At 63.3% G+C, this 23,747-nt stretch carries 22 protein-coding genes; 14 read left to right on the top strand and 8 right to left on the bottom strand.

Features of this window, described 5'->3' with window-relative positions:
• Positions 1 to 225 precede the first annotated feature (225 nt).
• The 3 genes from acnA to CO664_RS18880 all read left to right on the top strand — a co-directional run bounded on the left by acnA (position 226) and on the right by CO664_RS18880 (position 4,758).
• A complete protein-coding gene (gene acnA / locus CO664_RS18890; protein ID WP_097539594.1) occupies positions 226 to 2,916 on the top strand; it encodes an aconitate hydratase AcnA in 2,691 nt (896 codons plus the stop codon).
• Between the two features lie 213 nt (positions 2,917 to 3,129).
• On the top strand, positions 3,130 to 3,903 hold the full coding sequence (locus CO664_RS18885) for a thioredoxin family protein (RefSeq protein WP_097539592.1): 774 nt from the start codon (positions 3,130 to 3,132) through the stop codon (positions 3,901 to 3,903).
• A gap of 450 nt (positions 3,904 to 4,353) precedes the next feature.
• Positions 4,354 to 4,758, top strand: a complete 405-nt coding sequence (locus CO664_RS18880; RefSeq protein ID WP_037418194.1) for a DUF2794 domain-containing protein — start codon at positions 4,354 to 4,356, stop codon at positions 4,756 to 4,758.
• Positions 4,759 to 4,910: 152 nt separating this feature from the next.
• Here the strand turns inward: CO664_RS18880 and CO664_RS18875 are convergent, their stop codons facing one another.
• The 4 genes from CO664_RS18875 to CO664_RS18860 form a co-directional block, all read right to left on the bottom strand.
• Entirely contained in the window at positions 4,911 to 5,468 is a 558-nt protein-coding gene (locus CO664_RS18875; protein WP_037418066.1) for a GNAT family N-acetyltransferase, read from the bottom strand.
• 117 nt (positions 5,469 to 5,585) lie between these two features.
• Complete coding sequence (locus tag CO664_RS18870; protein WP_037390358.1) at positions 5,586 to 6,323, bottom strand: Bax inhibitor-1/YccA family protein; 738 nt, start codon at positions 6,321 to 6,323, stop codon at positions 5,586 to 5,588.
• Between the two features lie 211 nt (positions 6,324 to 6,534).
• Positions 6,535 to 9,090, bottom strand: a complete 2,556-nt coding sequence (locus CO664_RS18865; protein ID WP_097539591.1) for an ABC transporter permease — start codon at positions 9,088 to 9,090, stop codon at positions 6,535 to 6,537.
• A complete protein-coding gene (locus CO664_RS18860; RefSeq protein WP_037418060.1) occupies positions 9,087 to 9,812 on the bottom strand; it encodes an ABC transporter ATP-binding protein in 726 nt (241 codons plus the stop codon). Before CO664_RS18860 ends, CO664_RS18865 begins: the two co-directional genes overlap by 4 nt.
• Positions 9,813 to 9,876: 64 nt before the next feature.
• On the opposite strand from CO664_RS18860, the gene CO664_RS18855 reads away from it, so the two are divergent.
• Positions 9,877 to 10,518, top strand: coding sequence for an arylesterase (locus tag CO664_RS18855; protein ID WP_097539590.1), 642 nt, complete (start codon positions 9,877 to 9,879; stop codon positions 10,516 to 10,518).
• 112 nt (positions 10,519 to 10,630) lie between these two features.
• Entirely contained in the window at positions 10,631 to 11,218 is a 588-nt protein-coding gene (thpR, locus tag CO664_RS18850; RefSeq protein WP_097526109.1) for an RNA 2',3'-cyclic phosphodiesterase, read from the top strand.
• Here thpR and CO664_RS18845 read toward each other — a convergent pair.
• The gene (locus CO664_RS18845; RefSeq protein ID WP_176536623.1) at positions 11,158 to 11,631 is read right to left on the bottom strand and encodes a low molecular weight protein-tyrosine-phosphatase; all 474 of its coding nucleotides are present in this window, start codon (positions 11,629 to 11,631) and stop codon (positions 11,158 to 11,160) included. The genes thpR and CO664_RS18845 overlap by 61 nt on opposite strands.
• 71 nt (positions 11,632 to 11,702) lie before the next feature.
• Between CO664_RS18845 and CO664_RS18840 the strand changes: the two genes are divergently transcribed.
• The 4 genes from CO664_RS18840 (at position 11,703) to rlmN (ending at position 14,839) form a co-directional block, all read left to right on the top strand.
• Positions 11,703 to 12,020 carry a 4a-hydroxytetrahydrobiopterin dehydratase gene (locus tag CO664_RS18840; RefSeq protein WP_097539588.1) on the top strand — a complete coding sequence of 106 codons (318 nt, stop codon included), beginning with the start codon at positions 11,703 to 11,705 and terminating at the stop codon, positions 12,018 to 12,020.
• Between the two features lie 75 nt (positions 12,021 to 12,095).
• Entirely contained in the window at positions 12,096 to 12,473 is a 378-nt protein-coding gene (locus CO664_RS18835; protein WP_037418049.1) for a YkvA family protein, read from the top strand.
• Between the two features lie 395 nt (positions 12,474 to 12,868).
• Positions 12,869 to 13,372: an invasion associated locus B family protein gene (locus tag CO664_RS18830; protein WP_037418046.1), complete on the top strand. Its 504-nt coding sequence runs from the start codon at positions 12,869 to 12,871 to the stop codon at positions 13,370 to 13,372.
• Positions 13,373 to 13,603: 231 nt separating this feature from the next.
• Entirely contained in the window at positions 13,604 to 14,839 is a 1,236-nt protein-coding gene (rlmN, locus tag CO664_RS18825; protein ID WP_097539586.1) for a 23S rRNA (adenine(2503)-C(2))-methyltransferase RlmN, read from the top strand.
• Between the two features lie 25 nt (positions 14,840 to 14,864).
• Here rlmN and CO664_RS18820 read toward each other — a convergent pair whose 3' ends face one another.
• Positions 14,865 to 15,518: a LysE family translocator gene (locus CO664_RS18820; protein ID WP_097539585.1), complete on the bottom strand. Its 654-nt coding sequence runs from the start codon at positions 15,516 to 15,518 to the stop codon at positions 14,865 to 14,867.
• A gap of 166 nt (positions 15,519 to 15,684) precedes the next feature.
• Between CO664_RS18820 and CO664_RS18815 the strand changes: the two genes are divergently transcribed.
• Positions 15,685 to 16,902: an argininosuccinate synthase gene (locus CO664_RS18815; protein WP_097526115.1), complete on the top strand. Its 1,218-nt coding sequence runs from the start codon at positions 15,685 to 15,687 to the stop codon at positions 16,900 to 16,902.
• Positions 16,903 to 17,317: 415 nt separating this feature from the next.
• Here CO664_RS18815 and CO664_RS18810 read toward each other — a convergent pair whose 3' ends face one another.
• Together CO664_RS18810 and CO664_RS18805 are read right to left on the bottom strand one after the other, a co-directional pair.
• Complete coding sequence (locus CO664_RS18810; RefSeq protein ID WP_097539584.1) at positions 17,318 to 18,556, bottom strand: multidrug effflux MFS transporter; 1,239 nt, start codon at positions 18,554 to 18,556, stop codon at positions 17,318 to 17,320.
• On the bottom strand, positions 18,553 to 19,026 hold the full coding sequence (locus CO664_RS18805; RefSeq protein WP_097539583.1) for a MarR family transcriptional regulator: 474 nt from the start codon (positions 19,024 to 19,026) through the stop codon (positions 18,553 to 18,555). The genes CO664_RS18810 and CO664_RS18805 overlap by 4 nt, the downstream gene beginning before the upstream one ends.
• Before the next feature lie 275 nt (positions 19,027 to 19,301).
• Between CO664_RS18805 and rplS the strand changes: the two genes are divergently transcribed.
• From rplS to leuC, 4 genes are all read left to right on the top strand, one after another.
• Entirely contained in the window at positions 19,302 to 19,835 is a 534-nt protein-coding gene (rplS, locus tag CO664_RS18795) for a 50S ribosomal protein L19 (RefSeq protein WP_064242464.1), read from the top strand.
• A 130-nt stretch (positions 19,836 to 19,965) separates the two neighbouring features.
• Complete coding sequence (locus CO664_RS18790; protein ID WP_097539582.1) at positions 19,966 to 20,775, top strand: basic amino acid ABC transporter substrate-binding protein; 810 nt, start codon at positions 19,966 to 19,968, stop codon at positions 20,773 to 20,775.
• A 175-nt stretch (positions 20,776 to 20,950) separates the two neighbouring features.
• The gene (locus tag CO664_RS18785; protein ID WP_037418189.1) at positions 20,951 to 21,769 is read left to right on the top strand and encodes an amino acid ABC transporter permease; all 819 of its coding nucleotides are present in this window, start codon (positions 20,951 to 20,953) and stop codon (positions 21,767 to 21,769) included.
• 433 nt (positions 21,770 to 22,202) lie between these two features.
• A complete protein-coding gene (leuC, locus tag CO664_RS18775; RefSeq protein ID WP_037418025.1) occupies positions 22,203 to 23,612 on the top strand; it encodes a 3-isopropylmalate dehydratase large subunit in 1,410 nt (469 codons plus the stop codon).
• Positions 23,613 to 23,747: the final 135 nt, after the last annotated feature.

Raw genomic sequence — 23,747 nt, 5'->3', positions numbered from 1 at the left:
AGTTCCGATTGGACCTTGGTTGGTCTGGCACGAATTGGAGAAATTATCTATAAGGCGGCCAACACGCCAGCGGTCGGCGTGAATTTCATCCAAGCGCCGAACATGGAATGACATTCCACGTACGGACAGCGGAAATGGCCGCACCCGCATCCCATTTCGCGCTTCACAGGCGCTCGGGCGTTCGTACGTCAGCTTTTGGCGATCAGACGGAACGGGGTATTTCCAGTGTCCAAATCCCTAGACAGCTTTAATTGTCGCTCCACGCTCACGGTCAACGGCGTGGATTATGTCTATTACAGCCTGCCGAAAGCGGAAGCCAACGGCCTCGCCGGTGTCTCCAAGCTTCCCTATTCGATGAAGGTGCTGCTGGAAAACCTGCTGCGCAACGAGGACGACCGCTCGGTCACCAAGAAGGACATTGAAAACGTCGCCGCATGGCTCAGCGACAAGGGCACTGCGGAAAACGAAATCGCCTACCGTCCGGCGCGCGTGCTGATGCAGGACTTCACCGGCGTCCCGGCCGTCGTCGACCTCGCGGCGATGCGCGACGCCATGGTGTCTCTCGGCGGCGACCCGGAGAAGATCAACCCGCTCGTTCCCGTCGACCTCGTCATCGACCACTCGGTCATCGTCGATGAATTCGGCACGCCGCAGGCCTTTGCCAAGAACGTCGAACTCGAATATCAGCGCAACGGCGAGCGCTACCGCTTCCTGAAATGGGGCCAGCAGGCGTTCAAGAACTTCCGCGTCGTGCCGCCCGGCACCGGCATCTGTCACCAGGTCAATCTGGAATATCTCGGCCAGACGGTCTGGACCCGCGAAGAGAACGGCGAAATCACCGCCTATCCGGATACCTGCGTCGGCACCGACAGCCACACCACGATGATCAACGGCCTCGGCGTGCTCGGCTGGGGCGTCGGCGGCATCGAAGCGGAAGCAGCGATGCTCGGTCAGCCGGTCTCGATGCTGCTGCCGGAAGTCATCGGCTTCAAACTCACAGGCAAGCTCAAGGAAGGCGTGACGGCAACCGACCTGGTGCTGACCGTCGTGCAGATGCTGCGCAAGAAGGGCGTCGTCTCGAAATTCGTCGAATTCTTCGGCCCGGGCCTCGACAACATGACGCTCGCCGACCGCGCCACCATCGGCAACATGGGTCCGGAATACGGCGCCACCTGCGGCTTCTTCCCGGTCGACGCCGAAACGATCAACTACCTGACGATGTCCGGTCGTGAAGAACAGCGCATCGCGCTGGTCGAAGCCTATTCCAAGGCTCAAGGGATGTGGCGCGAGGGCGACGGTTCGGACCTCGTCTTCACCGACACGCTGGAACTCGACCTCGGCGACGTCGTGCCGTCGATGGCCGGCCCGAAGCGCCCCGAGGGCCGCATCGCGCTTGAAAACATCGCCTCCGGCTTTGCCGTCGCGCTCGAAAACGACTACAAGAAGCCCGGTCAGCTTTCGAACCGCTATGCCGTCGAAGGCACGGATTTCGACATAGGCCATGGCGACGTCGCGATCGCGGCAATCACCTCCTGCACCAACACCTCGAACCCGTCGGTGCTGATCGCCGCAGGCCTGCTTGCCCGCAACGCGGTCGCCAAGGGCCTGAAGACCAAGCCTTGGGTGAAGACATCGCTGGCGCCCGGATCGCAGGTTGTCGGCGAATATCTGGCGAAGTCCGGCCTGCAGAAGGACCTCGATGCGCTGGGCTTCAATCTCGTCGGCTTCGGCTGCACCACCTGCATCGGCAACTCCGGCCCGCTGCCGGCGCCGATCTCGAAGGCGATCAACGACAAGGGCCTGATTGCCGCCGGCGTTCTTTCCGGCAACCGCAACTTTGAAGGCCGCATCTCGCCGGACGTCCAGGCAAACTACCTCGCCTCGCCGCCGCTTGTGGTCGCCTACGCACTCGCCGGCACGGTTCAGAAGGACCTCACCAAGGAGCCGATCGGCGAAGACAAGGACGGCAAGCCGGTCTACCTGAAGGATATCTGGCCGACCTCGCAGGAAATCCAGGAGTTCATCTTCAAATACGTGACCCGCGAACTTTACGCGACCAAATACGCGGACGTCTTCAAGGGCGACGAAAACTGGCAGGCCGTCCAGGTTCCGGCCGGGCAGACCTATGCCTGGGACGAGGCCTCGACCTATGTGCAGAACCCGCCCTATTTCGTGGGCATGGGCAAGACGGGCGCCGGTATTTCCGACATCAAGGGCGCCCGCGTCCTCGGCCTCTTCGGCGACAAGATCACCACCGACCACATTTCCCCGGCCGGTTCGATCAAGGCCGCCTCACCGGCAGGCTCCTACCTGCTCGGCCATGGCGTGACCGTTGCCGACTTCAACCAGTACGGCACGCGCCGCGGCAACCATGAAGTGATGATGCGCGGCACCTTCGCCAATATCCGTATCCGCAACCACATGCTCGGCCCGAACGGCAAGGAAGGTGGCTACACCATCCACTATCCGTCCAAGGAAGAGATGTCGATCTACGATGCGGCCATGCAGTACAAGGAAGAGGGCGTTCCGCTCGTCATCTTCGCCGGCGTCGAATACGGCAACGGCTCCTCGCGCGACTGGGCGGCCAAGGGCACCAACCTTCTCGGCGTCAAGGCCGTGATCGCCCAGTCCTTCGAACGCATCCACCGCTCGAATCTCGTCGGCATGGGCGTCATCCCCTTCGTCTTCGAAGAGGGCACGACCTGGGATTCGCTGGGCCTGAAGGGCGATGAGGTCGTCACGATCGACAACCTCGCCAATGTCCAGCCGCGCGAAAGGCGCGTCGCCAAGATCTCCTATGGCGACGGTTCGGTGAAGGAAGTGCCGCTCATCTGCCGTATCGACACGCTGGACGAGGTCACCTACGTCAATAATGGCGGCATCCTGCAGACGGTTCTGCGCGATCTCGCGGCCTGAACCGGCCGTCCGCATTCTGCTTCAACGATCTGGCCGGGGCATCAGCCGATGCCCCGGCTCTCTTTTTGCGCTAACTGCCGCCGCTTATGTCCGTCGACGTTTTCCCCAGCCTGCCCGCAGGTCACTCCAACGTGACTTTCTGTTGAAACCGGCCCGTCGTATGTAATGTACTCCCCTGATGGAAGCGCCCGCCCGACAAATACAAGTGACGCCATGACTTTCGCCTTGCTGCCAATGCTTCGCCGCCTGGCCCTGACCATGGGCCTGCTCGGTGCCATCGGCGGCACGGCGGCGGCCGACGACGGCAAGGCGTTCAAGGGTGTGGTCGAGCTTTTCACCAGCCAGGGCTGTTCGTCCTGTCCGCCCGCCGACGCCGCCTTGAAGGCGCTTATCGACGAGGGCGAGGTCGTGGCACTCGCCTATCACGTCGATTACTGGAACTATCTCGGCTGGGCCGACACGCTTGCCACCAAGGAAAACACCGAGCGGCAGTATGCCTATGCCCGCATGCTCGGCCGCAGTGGCGTCTACACGCCACAGGTGGTTCTGAACGGCCGCGATCACGTGAACGGCTCCGACCTCCAGGCGGTCAAGTCCCGGCTGGCGACGATGAGCGCCGGCGGCGGCGGGCTCGCCGTGCCGGTCGATGCCACGATCGGCGGCGAGGAAATCTCCATCAAGGTCGGCGCCGGTGAGGGCAAGGCGAATGTCGTCGTCGTCTATTTCGACCGGGCCCGGGAGGTCAAAGTCGAAAGAGGCGAGAACAAGGGCAAAGAAATCGCCTATTGGCACGCGGTCAAGGATATCCAGACCATCGGCATGTGGGACGGCAAGCCCGCCCAGTTCACGCTCCCCGCCTCGGTGCTGATCGAGGGGCGCGGCAATAGCGGCTGCGCCATCCTGCTGCAATCGATGAAGGATGCGGAAACGCCGGGCCCGATCATCGGCGCCGCAACCCTTCTCGCCGGCCCGCAAGGCAAGCTGTAGCGACGCGAAGGGCTCCGGTCAGGAGTTTGCCCCTTGTCTGCTCGTGGAGGGACGTAAGCGGGTGCGGCATCGTCCCTTCGCCCCCGCTTGCGGGAAGAAGGTGGCGGCAGCCGGATGAGGGGCAGATGCGAGCGCACGCGCCGAATTCGAGGCGGAGGGATGGTTCGGCCCGGCAGCATCGAGGGGCTGGGGCTGAGGGTTCGAAGTTACCGGACCGAACCGGTCATGTCTGCGTTTGGAAACCTCCCGCAGCATGACAACCTGTCCGGACATACGGTGGCAACGACTCGTCCGGCAGCGGTCGGAGTTTTGCGGTGAATTGGGGCGGCGATTTGACTGAATTGCGGCAAGGGCAAGAATTGCCCGCCTTGCCAACAGCTTCCGGCTTGCTTTTCGTCTCTCGTCAGGCACACTGTCATGGTCCTGTCACATCAGAAGGCCGAATTGCCGATGACCGATCAATCGGATTTGCCGGAGGGCGAAGCGCGTCACCAGGGCCAGACCACATCGAATGTGGTCGTCGATTTTCACGAATACAAGCAAGCCAAAAACCCCCCGCCAGTCACCTTCCACCGCCGTGAGCTGGACCTCGTTCTGAGACTCTACGGCCGCATGGTCGGTGAGGGCGAATGGCGCGACTACGCGATCGACCATTTGAAGGACCGTGCCGTGTTCTCGGTGTTCAAGCGCGCCGGGGAAGTCCCGCTCTACCGCATCGAGAAGAACCCCAAACTCGCCGCCAAACAGGGTGCCTACAGCGTGCTGAACGCTCAAGGCACGATCCTGAAGCGCGGCCACGAGCTGGCACAGGTCCTCAAAGTCTTCGACAAGGTGCTGAAGCTCGTCGAGACATAACGCAGCGTCTCCATTTGGAATTGCCCCTCATCCGCCTCCCGGCACCTTCTCCCCGCAAGCGGGGCGAAGGACTATGCCGCGCCGGCTCCAGTCCCTCTACCCGCGTACGGGGAGAGGGTTAGTCCTCGGGTTAAACCCGAGGAGAGGGGCAATCAGCTCCGGTAAAGCGTATCCGGATAGGCGCCCTCGGCGGGCAGGGTGTCCGTCCCCTCGCCGAGAGGAAGCTGCATGATCGCGGTATCCAGCCAGCGCCCATGCTTGAAGCCGGTTGCCTTCATCGTTCCCTGATGCTCGAAGCCGACGGCGCGATGAACGGCGATCGAGGAGGGGTGGGCGCCGCCGATCACCGCCACCATCTGGCGAAAACCGAGCGCGGTGCACCGCTTGACGAGCTCCTCGAGCAGCGCCCTGCCGATGCCTTGGCCGCGCGATTCCGGCGCCAGATAGATCGAATCCTCCACCAGGAACCGATAGGCGGTCCGGGTGCGGAAGGCCGACGCATAGGCGTAGCCGAGCACGCTGCCCTGCTCGTCCGCGGCGACGATATAGGGATAGCCGCTGCCGGTGATCGTCGAAAAGCGCAGCGCCATCTCCGCCTCGGAGGGCGGCGTCACCTCGTAGGTCGCGACACCGTTCAGGACCGACTCGCGGTAGATCTCGGTGATGGCGGGAAGATCGGCGGCGACGGCGTCGCGAAGCGTGAAGGTCATGGGAGATTTTTCGTTGTTGGGACTGCTGCAGCATTCGCATGAAGCGGCCGGACCGATCAAGATTCGGCGCAACAAAAAAGGCGGCCGAAGCCGCCTTCTTCGTCAATCCAGTCCCGACTACTCGTTCTTGTTGCCCAGGAACTGCAGCAGGAACATGAACAGGTTGATGAAGTCGAGGTAGAGCGTCAGCGCGCCCATGATAGCCTTGCGGCCGGCAACCGCGACGTCATCGGCCTCGAAGTACATTTCCTTGATCTTCTGCGTGTCGTAGGCGGTCAGGCCGGCGAAGACCAGAACACCGATCACGGAGATCGCGAAGCCGAGGGCCGACGAAGCAAGGAAGATGTTGACGATCGACGCGATGATCAGGCCGAACAGGCCCATGATCAGGAATGTGCCGAAGCCCGACAGATCCTTTTTCGTCGTGTAGCCGTAGAGCGACAGGGCGCCAAACGAGGCGGCCGTCACGAAGAACGTCTGCACGATGCTCTGCCCGGTGAAGACCAGGAAGATCGAGGACAACGAAAGGCCCATCAGCGCCGCGTAGATCCAGAACGTCGTCTGGGCGGCGGAAACGCTCATGGAGTTGATGCGGAAGCTCATGAAGAAGACCAGCGCAAGCGGTGCCAGCATCACGACCCACTTCAGCGGCGAGGCGTAGATGAGCTGGGCGAATGCCGGATTGGAGACGGCAAGCGCATAGGTCCCGTAAGCTGCCACGCCGGTGATCGCCAGCCCCAGGGCCATCAGGTTGTAGACCTTCAGCATGTAAGCGCGAAGGCCTTCATCGATCACGGCACCCGCCTGAGCGCCGGCGGGCGACATTCGGGTTTGGTAGTTTCTCAGATCAGCCATTGTTTCCTCTTTAAGCCCCGGTTGGAATTACGGTGTCGGGCGGCGGGTGTCTGTGCCAGCTCACGCCCAGGCGCCGCTGCGGGGCTCCAGCATGCCTGTGGATAAATATGATGGTGAAAGCCGCGCCGCACAAGACCCGGCCGGGCCTGAATCGAGCAAAGCCGGGCTTTTGGGCGATCAAACACGGGTGATTAACGGTTAATCGCCACCGCTACAGTTCGCGCAGGACCGGCGCGGCCTTCTGCCCGAGGATGCGCCAGGTCCCGGCAAGGCCGATGCCGACCGTCACGACGAGGGCAACGGCGATCGTAGCGAAGGCCACGTCCGGCAGGAAATTCGACGGCAGCGTCATGATGCGGCTGACGACGAACCAGGCCGCAACTCCGCCTGCCAGGAGCGCGAAGACGGCGGTGGCCACGCCGAGAATGAAATATTCGTAGCTGAAGGCGCGGATCAAAGCTCCCCGGGTGGCGCCGAGGGTCTTCAGCACCACCGCGTCGTGGATGCGTGCCCGGTTTCCGGCGGCAAGCGCGCCGGCGAGCACCAGCACGGATGCGATCAACGCCACGGCGGCCGCGGCGCGGATTGCCGTCGCAAGCTGCCCGAGCAGCGTGTTGACGATGTCGAGCGCGTCCTTGACGCGAACGCTGGTGATCGTGGGATAGGTGTTGGTGACGGATTTCAGCACCGCCGCTTCTTCCGCCGCCGTGGCATCCGGGTCGATGATCGTCGCCAGCCAGGCATGCGGCGCGCCAGCAAAGGTGTTGGGCGAGAAGACCATGACGAAATTGATCGACAGCGATTCCCACTCGACATTGCGGAAATTGGCGATCCGGGCGGTGACGTTGCGGCCGAGCACGTTGACCGTGACCGTGTCGCCGAGCTTCAGGCCAAGCTCGCCGGCCTCTTCGGCCGAGAAGGAGACGAGCGGCTCGCCGCTGAAATCCGCGGGCCACCATGCGCCCGCGGTGAGCGTCGAATTCTCCGGCTTGTTCTTCGCGTAGGTGATGCCGCGGTCGCCGCGCAAGACCCATTGTCCGCCGGGCGGCACGGTGCGGCTGTTCACGTCCTGGCCGTTGAGGGCGACGATGCGGCCGCGCAGCATCGGCACCTCGACGATCTTGCCCTTCGGCATCGCCCTGCCGAGCAGCGACCGGAAGCCGTCTATCTCATGACCCTGAATGTCGACGAAGAAGAAATTTGGCGCGCGCTCCGACATGCTGCCGGTCAGCTCGCGCCGCAGATTGCCGTCGATGAGCGCGAGCGTGACCAGAAGCGCGAGGCCCAGCCCGAGCGACAGGACCACCGACGGCGTCAGTGCGCCGGGCCGGTGTATATTGCCGATTGCCAGCCGCAGGGCCGGCGAGTGGACGCGCGGGCTGCGCCGCGCCAGCCAGCCGATGAGGAAGGCAACGGCCCGCAGGACGACGAAGGCAAAGGCGATCGCGCCGAGAAAGATCAGCGAGATGTAGCGGTCATAGGCGGTCCAGACGGCAAGGCCTGCGAGCGCCGCCAGGCAGACGAGCGCGCCCGCGAGATAGGGCCAGGCGGGAAAGCCGCTCGGCTCGAAACCCTGCTGGCGGAAGAGGGCGGTGGCCGGCACCCGGCGCGCCCGGCCGAGTGGCAGGACCGCAAAGGCAAGCGCCGTCAGCAAGCCGAAGAGCGCCGCAAGGCCAAGCGCCGAGGGATAGAGCTCGAAGGATGTCGACACCGGCAATACGTCGGCGAGGAACTGCGCCGCCACGAATGGGATCAGGGCACCGAGCGCGAGGCCGATGGCAATGCCGATCGAGGCGATCATCAGAATCTGTGCGAGGTAGACCGTCGCCACCAGCGAGGCCGGCGCGCCGAGGCATTTGAAGGTGGCGATGACCCCGCGCTTGCCGTCGAGATAGGAGCGCACCGCATTGCCGACCCCGACCCCGCCGACGATCAGCGCTGTCAGCCCGACGAGCGTCAGGAACTGCGAGAAGCGGGTGATGTTGGTGTTGAGCGACGGGGCGGCATTGCTGCTGGTGCGGATCGACCAGCCGGCTGTGGGAAAACGCGCCTGCGCTTCCGTCCGGATCGAGGCGACACGCGACGGATCGGCGAGCCTGATCTTGTAAGCGTGCTCGACGAGGCTGCCGGTCTGCACCAGGCCGGAAACAGCGAGCGCCTCGGCCGACACCATCAGCCGCGGCGCGAAGCCGAATCCGTCGGACAGTGCGTCCGGCTCGCGAATGATCGTGGCATTGACGCGGATCCGCGCATTGCCGAGAAGGATCTCGGCGCCCGAGGCGATGCCGAGCCGCTCGAGGAGCAGCGGCGCGGCAACCGCACCGTAGACATCGCCATCCTTCGCAAGGAGTTCGGCAAGCGGCCCTGCCGGCTCGCTTTCAAGCGCGCCATAGAGCGGATAGGCGCCGTCGACGGCCTTCAACTCCACGAGCGCCTGGTTCGACCCGTCCGGAAGGCGCGCCATCGAGCGCAAGCCGGCGGATGCCGAAACGTCGCCGAAGCCCTCGAGAAAGGCGCGCTCCTCGGGCGTCGCGAGGCGGTTGTTGAGCTCGAAGCGGATATCGCCGGCAAGGATCTCCTGGCCCCGCGAGGCGATCGTCGCGCTGATCGACTGCGACAGCGAATTGACCCCGGCGATCGCCGCCGTGCCGAGCGCGATGCAGGCAAGAAAGATATAGAAGCCCTTGAGACCGCCGCGCATCTCCCGGAGCGCCAGACGAAGGGCGAGGAACGCGCGAAGGCGGCGGATGACCGTGGCTGCGCTCATGCGGATGCGGCCTCCGGACGGGCCGGTTCGGCGAGCGGCGCGGCCTCGGCCCCGGAGACGATCTCGCCCGAACGGACCCGCACCTGCCGGGAGCAGCGCCCGGCGAGGGCCGCGTCATGGGTGACGAGAATGAGGGTCATGCCGCGCTCGCGCTGCTCGGCAAAGAGCAGGTCGGCGATCTGCCGGCCCGTCTCGGCATCGAGATTGCCGGTCGGCTCGTCGGCGATCAGCAGTTTCGGCGACGGCGCCAGCGCCCTGGCGATCGCCACGCGCTGCTGCTCGCCGCCGGAAAGCTGTCCCGGATAATGCGTCAGCCGTTCGCCGAGCCCGACGGCGACGAGCTCTCGGCGGGCGATGCCGAAGGCGTCGCGGACATTGGCGAGTTCCAGCGGCACCGCGACGTTTTCGAGCGCCGTCATATTGGGGATCAGATGAAAGGACTGGAAAACGATGCCGATATTGCGGCCGCGGAAATCGGCGATCTCGTCCTCGCTCATCCGGTGCAGGGCCGTGCCGTCAATGACGATCTCGCCGCGATCGAGGCGCTCGAGGCCGGCCATGACCATCAGGAGTGTCGATTTTCCCGAGCCGGACGGCCCGACGATGCCGACGGATTCGCCGGCATTGATGGTCAGGCTCATGCCCTTCAGCACGTGCACCGAGGCTGCCGCCTCGCCGAGGGTCAGGTCCGCATTTTTCAGTTCGATGATGGTTTTTGCCACGCGGAACGACCCTATATGAAAGAGGATTGACGAAAAGATTGCCCGCCGATTTAGGAACGGAAGCATGCGATTGAAAGATTTTCTCCCGTTTTTCTTGAGCCTTGCAATGACAATCGCGTTATCGGCGGCAGCCCGGGCCGAAAGCCTCAGCCTCGTCGGCTTCGGCGACAGCCTGATGGCCGGCTACCAGCTTCCGCCGGAGGATGCTTTCCCCGCCCGGCTTGAAAAGGCGCTCAAGGACAAGGGCTTCGATGTCACGATCGCGAATGCGGGCGTCTCCGGCGACACGACTTCGGGCGGTCTCGCCCGCATAGATTGGTCGGTGCCTGACGGAACGAAGGGCGTGATCCTCGAACTCGGCGCCAATGACGCGCTGCGCGGCGTCTCGCCCGAGGAAACCCGCAAAAACCTCGAGGCTATGATTGACCGGCTCCAGGAGCGCGGCATTGCGGTGCTGCTCGTCGGCATGATGGCGCCGCCGAACATGGGTGGCGACTACGGCGCGCGCTTCAATTTGATTTATTCCGACCTCGCTAGGGAACACAAACTCGCCTTCTACCCTTTCTTCCTCGACGGAGTCGTAACCAAAGCAGGACTGCAACTCGACGACGGCATGCATCCGAACAGCGATGGCATTGCCGTAATGGTGGAGCGTTTTCTTCCAACGGCCGAGCAATTCGTCAGATCACTGCACAAAGGAGAATAACGAACATCCACAATTAAGCAGATGTTAATTTCTCAACTCGCCAAATAACAGTTGCGTGCAGAGTCGATGCGTGATTCGCTAAGACATCTGCAAGAGATTCGGGGAGCTCGCCATGCCGAGACTATTCACCGCCCTCGAAATTCCGCACAATGCAGCAATGAGTCTTTCGTTGCTGCGCGGAGGTCTTCCCGGAGCTCGATGGATCGATGTGGAGAATTACCACATTACCCTGCGTTTCATCGGCGATGTCGATTGGCGCACCGCCAATGAAATCATCGACGGCCTCGACCGCATCGAACGGCCGGAATTTCAGTTGCAATTGACCGGCATCGGTGCCTTTGGCTCGAAGAAGCCGCACTCGGTCTGGGCCGGCGTCAGCAACAATCCGGACATGTATGCGCTGCAGGCGGAAATCGAACGCATCTGCCAGCGTCTCGGCCTGCCGCCGGACCCGCGCAAGTTCACGCCGCACGTGACGCTGGCGCGACTACGCGCTTCACGTGTCGACGACGTCGTCGAGTATCTGTCAGGGCGCGGCAATTTCATGACCGCGCCCTTTATCGTTCCGCGCTTCGTCCTCCTATCCTCGCGCGACTCGGTCGGCGGCGGGCCCTATCTGACGGAAGAGGTGTTCCCGCTTCACGAAGGGCGCGTGAGCTTCGCAAGCAGCGAGGAGCAGCCGGCCTCCAGCATCTGGTAGAGCGCCTCGAAGGCATCCGCCGTTTCGGAATAGGGATCCGGAACGTCGTCGTTCCGGCCCGCGGCAACGTTCATGAACAGATGCACCTTGTGGAATGTCTCGGGCGAGGCGAGCCTCCGCAGCTCGGCGACATTGCGGCGGTCCATGCCGAGGATCAGGTCGAAGGCGGCAAGATCGGCCGCGTCGATCTGCCTGCCGCGCAGACCGGAAATGTCGATGCCGTGGGCTCTGGCGACTGCGATCGAGCGGCGGTCGGGAGGATGGCCGATATGCCAGGCACCCATGCCGGCTGAATCGACCGAGACCACATCGCCATAGCCGTTTCGGCACGCAAGCTGACGCATGATGCCCTCTGCCAATGGCGATCGGCAGATATTGCCGAGACAAACGAAGAGAATTCTGACGGGTTTCATGGTATCCATGGAGCATTCGACCGCACGTCCACGCGGCATGGTTAGCCTGAAAAGGGCAGGGAGAAAATCGCATGAGGCCCGAAAAGCTCGATGCCGAGACTATCGCCGAGCATCTCCACAGGATGGAAGGCTGGGTTCTCGCCGAGGACGGAGCCTCGATCTGGAAGGCGTTTCGCTTCCGCAATTTCGCCGAAGCCTTCAGCTTCATGACGCAATGCGCTCTCGCGGCGGAGAAGCTCAACCACCACCCGGAATGGTTCAATGTCTACAACAAGGTCGATGTCACGCTTTCGACGCATGATGCCAGCGGCCTGACGGAGCTCGACTTCAAGCTGGCGGCGAAGATGGACCAGTCGGCTGCCGGGCGGATGCCGGATCATCTGAAGTAAGGCCATCTAAATACGGCCATTTGAAATGGCGCCTGCCATGCCCATATCTGGCTGGTGACAAGCGGAACGGACGCGATGGACGACGTGAAGATTGGTGAAATTCTCCTTCCAGGCGAGGAATCCGAACAGGAGCGCCGCGAGCGCAAGGTGCGCCGCCGCTTCTGGCCGACCTTCCGCCGGGCGGTTCGCCAGATTCCCTTCAGCCGCGATCTCGTCGCCGCCTATTATTGCGCGGTGGACCCGCAGACGCCGACCCGCACCCGAGGGATACTGCTCGCGGCACTGGCCTATTTCGTCCTGCCGCTCGATTTCGTGCCCGACGTACTCGCCGCCGTCGGCTTCTCCGACGACGTCGCCGTATTGACTGCCGCCTTTGCGGCGATCAGCGGCCAAATCAAGGAGACACATTATCACAAGGCCGACGAGACGTTCGGCGAGCGGCTCGACGACTAGCGGCGCCACCCCGTTGCCGAGGTCGCCGCATTGCCGCCCGCGACGACAAACTCTTGCCCGATTCTTTGTGACATAGATTCCGTAAACGTGACGGCTGTGGGCGTGAGGCAGCAGAACGGCGCGTCCGACGAGATTTGAGACAGGAAGATCACCGGCCACGGCCCGCCAGTACCGATGTCCGACCGGACCGGCAAATCCGCACAGGGACGAACCGCACGCCCGCAATGGCCCAAGGCTGCGGGCGCACTGTTCCTGTGGGACAAAACGGGACGATTGCGGCGATCGTTGACGGTTTGGTAACCTGAATTAAGTCAAAATAAATTCAAATCGTGACTATGCGTTGCCCGTGTAAGCCTGGTTCGGGCAACCGCAAGCTAGGAAATCGGCAGGAACTCATGTTTGCAAGAAAGATCGCAACTGCAATCGTACTCGTAATGGCGGCAGCCGGCGTGGCTTCCGCGCAATCGCCGACGCGAATCCAGCAGTTCAACGCCTGGGGCGCGTACTCCTATCAGTCGGGCGGCGGCAAGGTCTGCTATGTCCTGTCGGTTCCAAAGGAAAAGAGCCCTGCCGGCGTCGACCACGGAGACATCTTCTTCCTCGTCTCGCAGCGCCCGGGGCAGAACATCAGCTACGAGCCGCAGGTGATGATGGGCTATCAGCTACAGGACAATTCGAAGGTCAACGTGGTCATCGACGGACGCACCTTCATCATGTTCACCAAGGGCAACTCTGCCTGGGTCGAGAATGCCGCGGAAGAGCCGGCGCTGGTCGCGGCGATGAAATCGGGCAAGGACATGTCGGTCAACGCCAAGTCGCGCAAGGGCACGGCAACCTCCTACTCCTATTCGCTCTCCGGCATCTCCGCCGCCTTGAAGCAGATCGAGGCCTGCAAGTAGGCCGGACCCTGCGTTCCCGACTCAGAGGCCGGCTGCTCAGCCGGCCTTTTTGCTTTCGGCTGAAGCGCTCATGGTGACTCGCCGCAAAAAGAATGCTAAAGCGCCCGCAATCCAGAGCCCTGCGCCCCGTGTGAGCGCGCCCGAAGGCTCGCCATACTTCAGTTCGAGCATCGGAAGATGATCCGGAGACGCATATCCGGACAGCCCCCGCTCCATGACAGGACCACGAGCATGCCAGCCACCGAGATCTTGAACAGGCCGGATATCGTTAAGGCGCCGCAGGTGCGCGTCGCGCCGCAAACGGAAAAGCCGTCGCTGATCGGCCTCTTGCGCGAGGACATGGCCAAGCTCTTGGTCGAGAAAGGCGTGCCGGAGCGGCAGGTGAAGATGCGCGTCAGCCAGCTGTGGCATTGGCTCTATGTGCGCGGCGTCTCGGACTTCGACCAGATGTCGAATGTCTCCAAGGACATGCGCGAAATGCTCAAGCAGCATTTCACCGTTGCCCGGCCCGAAATCGTCGAAGAGCAGGTTTCGGGCGACGGCACGCGCAAATGGCTGTTGCGCTTTCCGCCGCGCGGCGCCGGACGGCCGGTGGAAATCGAGACGGTCTATATTCCCGAGGAAGGCCGCGGCACGCTCTGCATTTCGAGCCAAGTCGGCTGTACGCTCACCTGTTCCTTCTGCCACACCGGCACGCAGAAGCTGGTGCGTAATCTGACGGCCGAGGAAATCCTCTCGCAGCTTCTGCTCGCCCGCGACAGGCTCGGCGACTTTCCGGAGCGCGACACGCCGCAGGGCGCGATCGTGCCGGCCGAGGGCCGCAAGATCACCAATATCGTGATGATGGGCATGGGCGAGCCGCTCTATAATTTCGAGAACGTCAAGACGGCACTGCTGATCGCCTCGGACGGCGACGGCCTGTCGCTCTCGAAGCGGCGCATCACGCTGTCGACCTCCGGGATCGTTCCGGAAATCTATCGCACCGGCGAGGAGATCGGCGTCATGCTGGCAATCTCGCTGCACGCCGTCAAAGACGAACTGCGCGACATGCTCGTGCCGATCAACAAGAAATATCCGCTGAAGGAGCTGATGGAGGCCTGCCGCGCCTATCCGGGCCTTTCCAATGCGCGCCGCATCACCTTCGAATATGTAATGCTGAAGGACGTCAACGACAGCCTGGAGGACGCCAAGGAACTGGTGAAGCTCCTGAAGGGCATCCCGGCGAAGATCAATCTGATCCCCTTCAATCCCTGGCCGGGCACCAACTACCAGTGTTCGGACTGGGAGCAGATCGAAGCCTTCGCCGACTTCATCAACCAGGCCGGCTACGCCTCGCCGATCCGCACCCCGCGCGGCCGCGACATCCTCGCCGCCTGCGGCCAGCTCAAGTCGGAATCGGAGCGCATGCGCAAGGTCGACCGACTCGCCTTCGAGGCGATGATGATCGCCAACCACGGCGAGGATTGAGGGGCAAGAGCCCTCGGGATGGACGTCACCGCGCCTGCGTCAGAAAAATCTTCACGGCAAACACCGAAAACACCCCGGCAAAGCTGTAGTCGAGCGCTCGCATCGCCCGCCTGTTGCGCTGCAGCCAGGCCGCCAGCCAGTCGGCGGCTAGCACCACCAGCGCGTTGACCGGCATGCCGATGGCGATGAAGAAGAAACCGAGGAACAGGAGCTTGCCGGTCACCGCCGGGTCGTCGGCGCTGACGAATTGCGGCAGGAAGGTCATGAAGAAGATCACGACCTTGGGGTTCAGGATGTTGACGGAGAAGCCGGTCGAAATGTTCGAAAGCGACGCCGTACCCTTCGCCTCCGCCACCTCCGTCGCCTTCGTTACCGACAGGCTGGAGCCGTAGCGGATCGCCTGGATCGCGAGCCACAGGAGGTAGGCGGCACCGCCGGTCTTCAACACCAGGAAGGCGGTCGGCGAGGCGGTGATCAGCGCCGAGATGCCGAAGGCGACGAGCAGCGTGTGGACGACGATGCCGAGCCCGGTGCCGACCACGACGAAGAGCGCGGCCTTCTTGCCCTGCGCCAGTGCCCGGCTGATCGACAGCGTCATGTCGGGTCCGGGCGTTGCCGCCAGCAGCAGGCTCGCGCCGGCAAAGGTAAGGAGGGTCGGCAGGCTTGGCAGGAAGTCCATGGCTATTCCTCAGGCGCAGGTCTTTGCTGATACCGAAGCTTACATCCTTTCGCCAGCAGATTCGTCCGAATGCCGCTTGTTCCGCTTGTATCGCTTCGAGTTCTGGCTAAAGTGCCGCAGATTTTGCACGGCGGCATTCCGCCCTCGAATAGCACGGACAGACATAATGGCATCGCACAAAGACGTGAAGAAGGTCGTACTCGCCTATTCCGGCGGTCTCGACACCTCGATCATCCTCAAATGGCTGCAGACCGAACTCGGCGCCGAAGTGGTGACCTTCACCGCCGATCTCGGCCAAGGTGAGGAGCTTGAGCCGGCGCGCAAGAAGGCGGAGATGCTCGGCATCAAGGAGATCTATATCGAGGACGTGCGCGAGGAGTTCGTGCGTGACTTCGTCTTTCCAATGTTCCGCGCCAATGCGGTCTACGAAGGCGTCTATCTGCTCGGCACCTCGATCGCCCGGCCGCTGATCTCCAAGCACCTGATCGACATCGCCAGGAAGACCGGTGCCGACGCCATCGCCCATGGCGCGACCGGCAAGGGCAACGACCAGGTCCGCTTCGAGCTATCGGCCTATGCGCTGAATCCCGATATCAAGATCATCGCTCCCTGGCGCGACTGGTCGTTCAAGAGCCGCACCGAGCTGCTCGAATTCGCCGAAAAGCACCAGATCCCGGTCGCCAAGGACAAGAAGGGCGAGGCGCCCTTCTCCGTCGACGCCAACCTGCTGCATTCCTCATCGGAAGGCAAGGTGCTGGAAGACCCGGCTCAGGAAGCGCCGGAATATGTGCACATGCGCACGATCTCGCCGGAGGCTGCTCCGGACCAGGCGACCATCATCAAGATCGGCTTCGAGCGCGGCGACGCCGTTTCGATCGACGGCGTGCGCCTGTCGCCGGCGACGCTGCTTGCCAAGCTCAACGACTACGGCCGCGACAACGGAATCGGCCGCCTCGACCTCGTCGAGAACCGTTTCGTCGGCATGAAGTCGCGCGGGGTCTATGAGACCCCCGGCGGCACGATCCTGCTCGCCGCCCACCGGGCGATCGAGAGCATCACCCTCGACCGTGGCGCGGCGCATCTGAAGGACGAGCTGATGCCGCGCTATGCCGAGCTCATCTATTACGGCTTCTGGTTCTCGCCGGAGCGCGAGATGCTCCAGGCGGCCATCGACAAGAGCCAGGAGCATGTCGAAGGCGAAGTGACGCTGAAGCTCTACAAAGGCAATGTCATGGTCACCGGCCGCGAGAGCGCGAAGTCGCTCTATTCCGACAAGCTGGTCACCTTCGAGGACGACCAGGGCGCCTACGACCAGAAGGATGCTGCCGGCTTCATCAAACTGAACGCCCTGCGCCTGCGCACGCTCGCTGCCCGCAACCGCTGAGGCCGGAATTCCTCGAGACAGAGCTGCGGCGGAGCAATCCGCCGCAGTTTTTTCGTGCCGGGCGGTTTGAAGGCAAAGCCGGTTTCAAGGGGAGCATCTACGGCCGGCTCCCTTCCGCCTGCCCCTCATCTGCCTGCCGGCATCTTCTCCCCGCGCACGCCGCGCACGGGGACGGAGAGACAAGCCGCAATCGCTTGGTCCCTTCTTGACCCGCAGGCGTGCACATTTCTCGACGGCCGCCGTTTGGTGCCGGGATCGAGGCATTCCCTCTTCTCCCCGTGTGACGGGGATAAGAGGCCGGCAGGCAGATGAGGGGCATGCCCGGCAGCAGAGGGGCATCCACCCCGAGCGCAGCTCAATTCATCTCGTCGTGGTGTCGTGGATGGAAAACCGTCACACTTCCCTGCAACTGTCTCTATTCCGCCGCTTCGCTCAACGGCGCTTCGGCTGGTGCCGGCGCGGCGAGCGGCCTCAGCCGAACCGCCCTGCGATACCAGATATAGCTCGCCATGGAGATCAGGCCGAAGCCGGGGATGATCGTCCCGAGCGCCAGGGCGGGCGCGCCGACGAGGGCGGCAAGCGCGCCGCCGAGAAGGCCGGAGCCCATCTGGATGAAGCCCATCAACGCCGACGCCGTGCCTGCGATATGCGGGAAGGGCGCCATCGCCGCGGTCATCATATAGGGCATGATGAAGGCGATGCCGAAGGCGTAGATGCCGATCGGAGTCATGACCGAGAGGAAGGTCGGCTCCATTGCTTGCATTGTAAAGGCAAGGATGAGGCTCGATGCGCCGATGAAAGAGAGGCCGACGGGCACCAGCGCCTGCGGCGTGAAGCGCCGCATCAGGAGCCGCACCGTCACCGTGCCGGAAAAGAACAGACCCGATTGCATCAGCATGCCGACGCCGAACTCGGTGGGCGTCAGCCCGACCTCGCTGATCAGCACGAAGGGCAGCATCGTCGCCCAGGCGTAGAGCGCGCCGACGGCGCCGGCGATCACCAGCGTCGTCGATAAGAAGCGGCTGTCGGCCAGCAGTTCGCGATAGGCGGCAAGGATCGGCCGCAGATGCCCCTTGCTGCGGTCGGGCGCCACCGTCTCGGCCATGAAGAAATGCACGGTCAGGCAGGCCATCAGTGCGAAGCCGACCATCAGCAGGAAGATCGACTGCCAGCCGAAAAGACCAAGCGCAATGCCGCCGAGCGTCGGCGAGACGGCCGGCCCGAGCGCCAGCATCATGCCGATCATGTTCATGATGCGGGCGGCGCTCGTGCCGGTGAACTGGTCGCGGACGATGGCGCGGGCGACCGTCATGCCGACCGAGGCGCCGATCCCCTGCACCAGCCGCCCGGCGAGCAGCACGGCGATCGACGGCGCAAAGGCGGCCATCAGACTGCCGGCGAGATAGATGGCCATAAAAATCAGCGTCGCCGGCCGGCGGCCGATAACGTCGGAAAGCGTGCCCGAGACGAGCTGGGCGAAGGCGAAGCCACCAAAATAGAGCGACAGCGTCATCTTGATCGCCGCCTCGCTGGAGGCGAAGGCGCGGACGAGTTCCGGCATGGCCGGCGTATAGAGCGCCATGGAAACCGGGCCGAGCGCCACCAGGAAGGCGCCGATGATGCTCGTGCGCCGTTCGCTCATCCTGAGCGTCATTGCGTCTTCTCCTTGCCGGCAAGACAGGGATCCAGGCGGCGAAGATTGTCGCGGAGGATCCGGAGGCTGCCGCGCAGCTGCTCGCGGCCCTCGTCGCCGAGGCTCTCGGTATAGGCGTTCATCATTCCCCTGAGCCCGCTCATCAGCTCGGAAAGCAGCGGGTCGGCCTTTTCGGTGATGACGACATTCTTGGCGCGCCGGTCGGCCGGATCAGGCACCCGCGCCACCAGCTCCAGTGCCTCGAGGCGATCGAGATAGGCCGAGAGCGTCATCGGCTCGATCCCCATACGCGTGGCGATCTCCGCCTGCTTGATGCCCTCGGTCACGGCGACCTGGATCAGCGTGCGCGCTTCCCCGGGGGTGATGCCGAGCGCCATCGCATTGACCTTGCGGTCGAAGGCGCCGCGCAGCAGCCGCGAGACATCGGTGAGCAGCAATCCGATCGTGTCGGATTCGAGTTTCCTGGGCATCCGGTTCGATCACGTAGAAAAATAATAAGGTTTCCTTATCATGTCTCGGCCGCGCGTACAATCGACGCGTCGGGCATCCGAGAAAATCTGCGATCGGGGATGACAAGCAGTCTCGTTTGGTGTATGTGCCGCCCCGGTTCGGGTTCTTGCCCGTCGACCACCAAGAAAGAATGGCGAATCCGCTCCTGTCCTTAAAGAGGGCAAGGCCTGAAGGAAATCCGACAGGCCGACCGAGAGCGCTCTGGCTGTTTCAGAAGAAAGCAAAGGTTAGACCGATGAACATCATCCAGCAGCTGGAAGCCGAACAGGCCGCCAAGATCGCCGCCAAGCGCACCCTTCCCGATTTTTCCGCCGGCGACACCGTCCGCGTCAACGTCCGCGTCGTCGAAGGCAACCGTACCCGCGTCCAGGCCTATGAAGGCGTCTGCATCGCCCGCTCCGGCGGCGGCCTCAACGAAAGCTTCACGGTTCGCAAGATTTCCTACGGCGAAGGCGTCGAGCGCGTATTCCCGGTTTACTCGCCGCTCGTCGAGAGCGTCGAAGTGGTCCGCCGCGGTAAGGTCCGCCGCGCCAAGCTCTACTACCTGCGCGATCGTCGCGGCAAGTCGGCTCGTATCGTCGAGAACACCGGCACGCGCGCCCGCAAGCTGAACGAAGCCGAGCGCCAGGCAGTCGCCGACGAGAAGGCACGCATCGAGGCCGAGAAGGTCGCAGCCGCCCAGGCGCTCGCCGCCGAAAAAGCAGCCGCCGAAGCGGCGGAAGCAAAGGCAGCCGAAGAGGCAAAGGCAGCCGAAGCGGCCGCAGAATAAGATTTCGACTCTTCGGAGTTATTCGCAAAGGCGGCCTCCCGGCCGCCTTTCTTTTTTGGCACTATCTGCTTGTCTTCCCGGCGAAATTCGTGACATTTTTCGGTCGCCACAATTTTCGGGAGTTCCTCCAATGACAATCCGCCGCCACGTGCTCGCGGGCATCGCCGCTGCCCTCGCCGTTCCCTTCGCATTCTCCGCGTCCGCCGTCGCGAGCGGCCTGCCCGACCTTGGCGGCAAAACGGTCGTCGTCGTCACCGAGAACGCCTATCCGCCGCTGCAGTTCGTCGATCCGAAGTCGGGCCAGGCGGTCGGCTGGGAATATGACGCGATGAACGAGATCGCCAAGCGGCTGAACTTCAAGGTAGAATATCAGAACACCAGCTGGGATGCGATGATCCAATCGGTATCCGACGGCCAGTATCAGATCGGCATGACCGGCATCACCATCAAGGACGACCGCAAGGAGAAGGTCGACTTCTCCGATCCCTACATGCGCTCGCAGCAGTTCATGCTGGTGCGCGCCGACGAGGCGCGCTTCAAGGACGCCAAGAGCTTCGCCGCGGTCGAGGACGCGCTGATCGGCGCCCAGCCCGGCACCTCGCCCTTCTACACCGCCGTCTATGAAATTCTCGACGGCAACGAGCAGAACCCGCGCATCAAGCTGTTCGAGACCTTCGGTGCGACGGTCCAGGCGCTGAAGGCCGGCGACGTCGATCTGGTGCTGACCGACAGCGTCGCGGCGAAAGGCTATGTCGACGCCTCCGAAGGCACGCTCAAGGTGGTCGGCGAGCCCCTCGGCACCGAGGATTTCGGCTTCATCTTCCCGAAGGGATCCGATCTCGTCCAGCCGGTCAACGCCGCAATCAAGGCGCTGAAAGAGGACGGCACCTTCGACGCGCTCAACAAGAAGTGGTTCCTCGACTACAAGATGGGCGGCTGATCGCTACTGCATGATTCCCGAAATCGGAATCGATTTGAGGACAAAATCATGCAGCATTTCAAAGTACTATAGCGACCTTAGCGCGTCCTATTGGACGCGCGGCGCTGTGGAGCGGGATGAGGAAAAGTGCATGCGGTTTTCCGCTCGCATCCCGCGTCTCAACTATGGAATCACGATGGCGCCGGTCAATTCATCCGCTTCCGAGAAGGGCGACTATCCCTGGTGGCTGGTCGCCCTCCTTGTAATCGCCGTGGCGCTCGCCGCGGTGATCGCCGCCAATGACATCTTCGCTCAGGTCTTCGCGGTCGTCTTGAAAGGTCTCGGCGTCACCGTCTTCGTAACCCTGGTCGGCTTCGCGCTCGCGACCATGCTCGGCCTCGGCGTGGCGCTGATGGCGCTTTCCGAGCACGCGGCACTGCGCCAGGCGGCGCGCTTCTACACGGAAGTCATTCGCGGCGTGCCGATCCTGGTCCTGCTCTTCTATATCGCCTTCGTCGGTGCGCCGGCGCTGGTGACAGCCGTCAATTTCCTGGCGACGCCGCTCGTCAAGGCGGGCGTCATGGAGCCGCTCGTCGTGCGCGACGTTTCGCTGATGTGGCGGGCGATCATCGCGCTGATGATCGGCTATTCCGCCTTCATCGCCGAGGTCTTCCGCGCCGGCATCCTTTCCGTCGACAAGGGGCAGGTGGAGGCGGCCAAGGCGCTCGGCCTGACGCGCTACCAGCGCTTCCGGCTCGTCGTCCTCCCTCAGGCGATCCGCGTCATCCTGCCGCCGCTCGGCAACGACTTCGTGGCGATGGTCAAGGACTCCTCACTCGTCTCGGTGCTCGGCGTCGCCGACATCACCCAGATGGGCAAGGTCTACGCCTCGGGCTCGTTCCGCTTCTTCGAGACCTATTCGATCGTCGCCTATGTCTATCTCATCCTGACGATCGGTCTGTCGCTGGCGCTTCGGGGGCTCGAGCGGCGGCTGAGAAGGGCAGAGGCGCGGTAGGGCGCGTTCCCCTCGCAAGGCCCCTCCCCAACCCCCCACAAGGGGGAGGGGCTCCGATGCCGCGCCCAAACCTCCCTTCTGCACCGCTGCAGCCGCCTCTTGCGCCGAGGTGATCGAAGAGGGTGCCGCGCGCGCCAAGCCCCTCCCCCTTGTGGGGAGGGGTTGGGGAGGGCTCTGACCGTCAACTGCCTGCCATCTCGCCAATTGCCGAACAGTCGAAAAATTGATATGAGCACCGGCCATGGAATCCAAGTTCGGATGTCGCGCCCAGAAAATCGTCGTGCTGCAGGACCACAAGCGTCTGCCGGCACGGTTCTTTGCGCATGTCTGCGGCGCTCTGACGAGCCGCCTATCCTGATCGCCTGATCAGCGTTGTTTCCGGCAGCATCGCCGCCGGCTTTTCCGTATTTTAAAATTCGATGGATATCTCGCTATGAGCGCACCGCGTACCCTCTATGACAAGATCTGGGACGATCATCTGGTCAATCAACAGGATGACGGCACCTGTCTGCTCTACATCGACCGTCACCTCGTGCACGAGGTGACGAGTCCGCAGGCCTTCGAAGGACTGCGCATGGCCGGCCGCAAGGTCCGGGCGCCGGAAAAGACGCTGGCCGTCGTCGACCATAACGTGCCGACCTCGCCGGACCGCCATCTCGGCATCAAGAATGAGGAAAGCCGAATCCAGGTCGAGGCGCTTGCCAAGAACGCCGCCGATTTCGGCGTCGAATATTATTCGGAGAACGACAAGCGCCAGGGCATCGTCCATATCGTCGGACCCGAGCAGGGCTTCACGCTGCCGGGCATGACGATCGTCTGCGGCGACAGCCACACCTCGACGCATGGCGCCTTCGGTGCTTTGGCGCACGGCATCGGCACGTCGGAAGTGGAGCACGTGCTGGCCACCCAGACGCTAATCCAGAAGAAGGCGAAGAACATGCTGGTGCGCGTCGACGGGCAGTTGCCGCCCGGCGTCACCGCCAAGGACATCATCCTCGCCATCATCGGCGAGATCGGCACCGCCGGCGGCACCGGCCACGTCATCGAATTCGCCGGCGAGGCGATCCGTTCGCTGTCGATGGAAGGCCGCATGACGGTCTGCAACATGACGATCGAAGGCGGCGCCCGCGCCGGCCTGATCGCGCCGGACGAGACGACCTTCGCCTATATCAAGGACAAGCCGCGCGCGCCGAAGGGCAAGGCCTGGGACATGGCGCTCGACTACTGGAAGACGCTGCACACCGACGAGGGCGCCCATTACGACCGGGTCGTCGTGCTCGACGCGGCCAACTTGCCGCCGATCGTCTCCTGGGGCTCCTCTCCGGAAGACGTCATCTCGGTCCAGGGCGCCGTTCCGAATCCGGACGACATCCAGGACGAGACCAAGCGCGCTTCCAAATGGCGGGCGCTCGACTATATGGGCCTGAAGCCGGGCACGAAGATCACCGACATCGCCATCGACCGGGTGTTCATCGGCTCCTGCACAAACGGTCGCATCGAGGACCTGCGCGCCGTTGCCAAGGTCGTCGAAGGTCGCAAGGTCGCCCCGACCGTTTCGGCGATGATCGTGCCGGGCTCGGGCCTCGTCAAGGAACAGGCGGAGGCCGAGGGTCTCGACAGGATCTTCAAGGAGGCCGGCTTCGACTGGCGCGAACCGGGCTGCTCGATGTGCCTGGCGATGAACGACGACCGGCTGAAGCCGGGCGAGCGCTGCGCCTCGACCTCGAACCGCAACTTCGAGGGCCGCCAGGGCTTCAAGGGCCGCACCCATCTTGTCTCCCCCGCAATGGCCGCCGCCGCCGCGGTGGCGGGCCATTTCGTCGATATCCGCGAGTGGAAATAAGCCGGTTCGAACTTTTCCGGCAATTTGGCCGCCCTCTCGAGGGCGGCCTTTTTCATTGAGCGTCACAAGAAGCTTCCGCGGGCAGACAAGTGGCGTCAACGGTGCCACAATGGCCGCGTTCCACCTGACCCGCGA

It is taken from the genome of Sinorhizobium sp. NG07B (assembly GCF_002532005.1).
Taxonomy (GTDB): domain Bacteria; phylum Pseudomonadota; class Alphaproteobacteria; order Rhizobiales; family Rhizobiaceae; genus Sinorhizobium; species Sinorhizobium fredii_C.
Note: the sequence above shows the minus strand (reverse complement) of the source record. Positions and strands in the feature narration are given on the sequence as shown.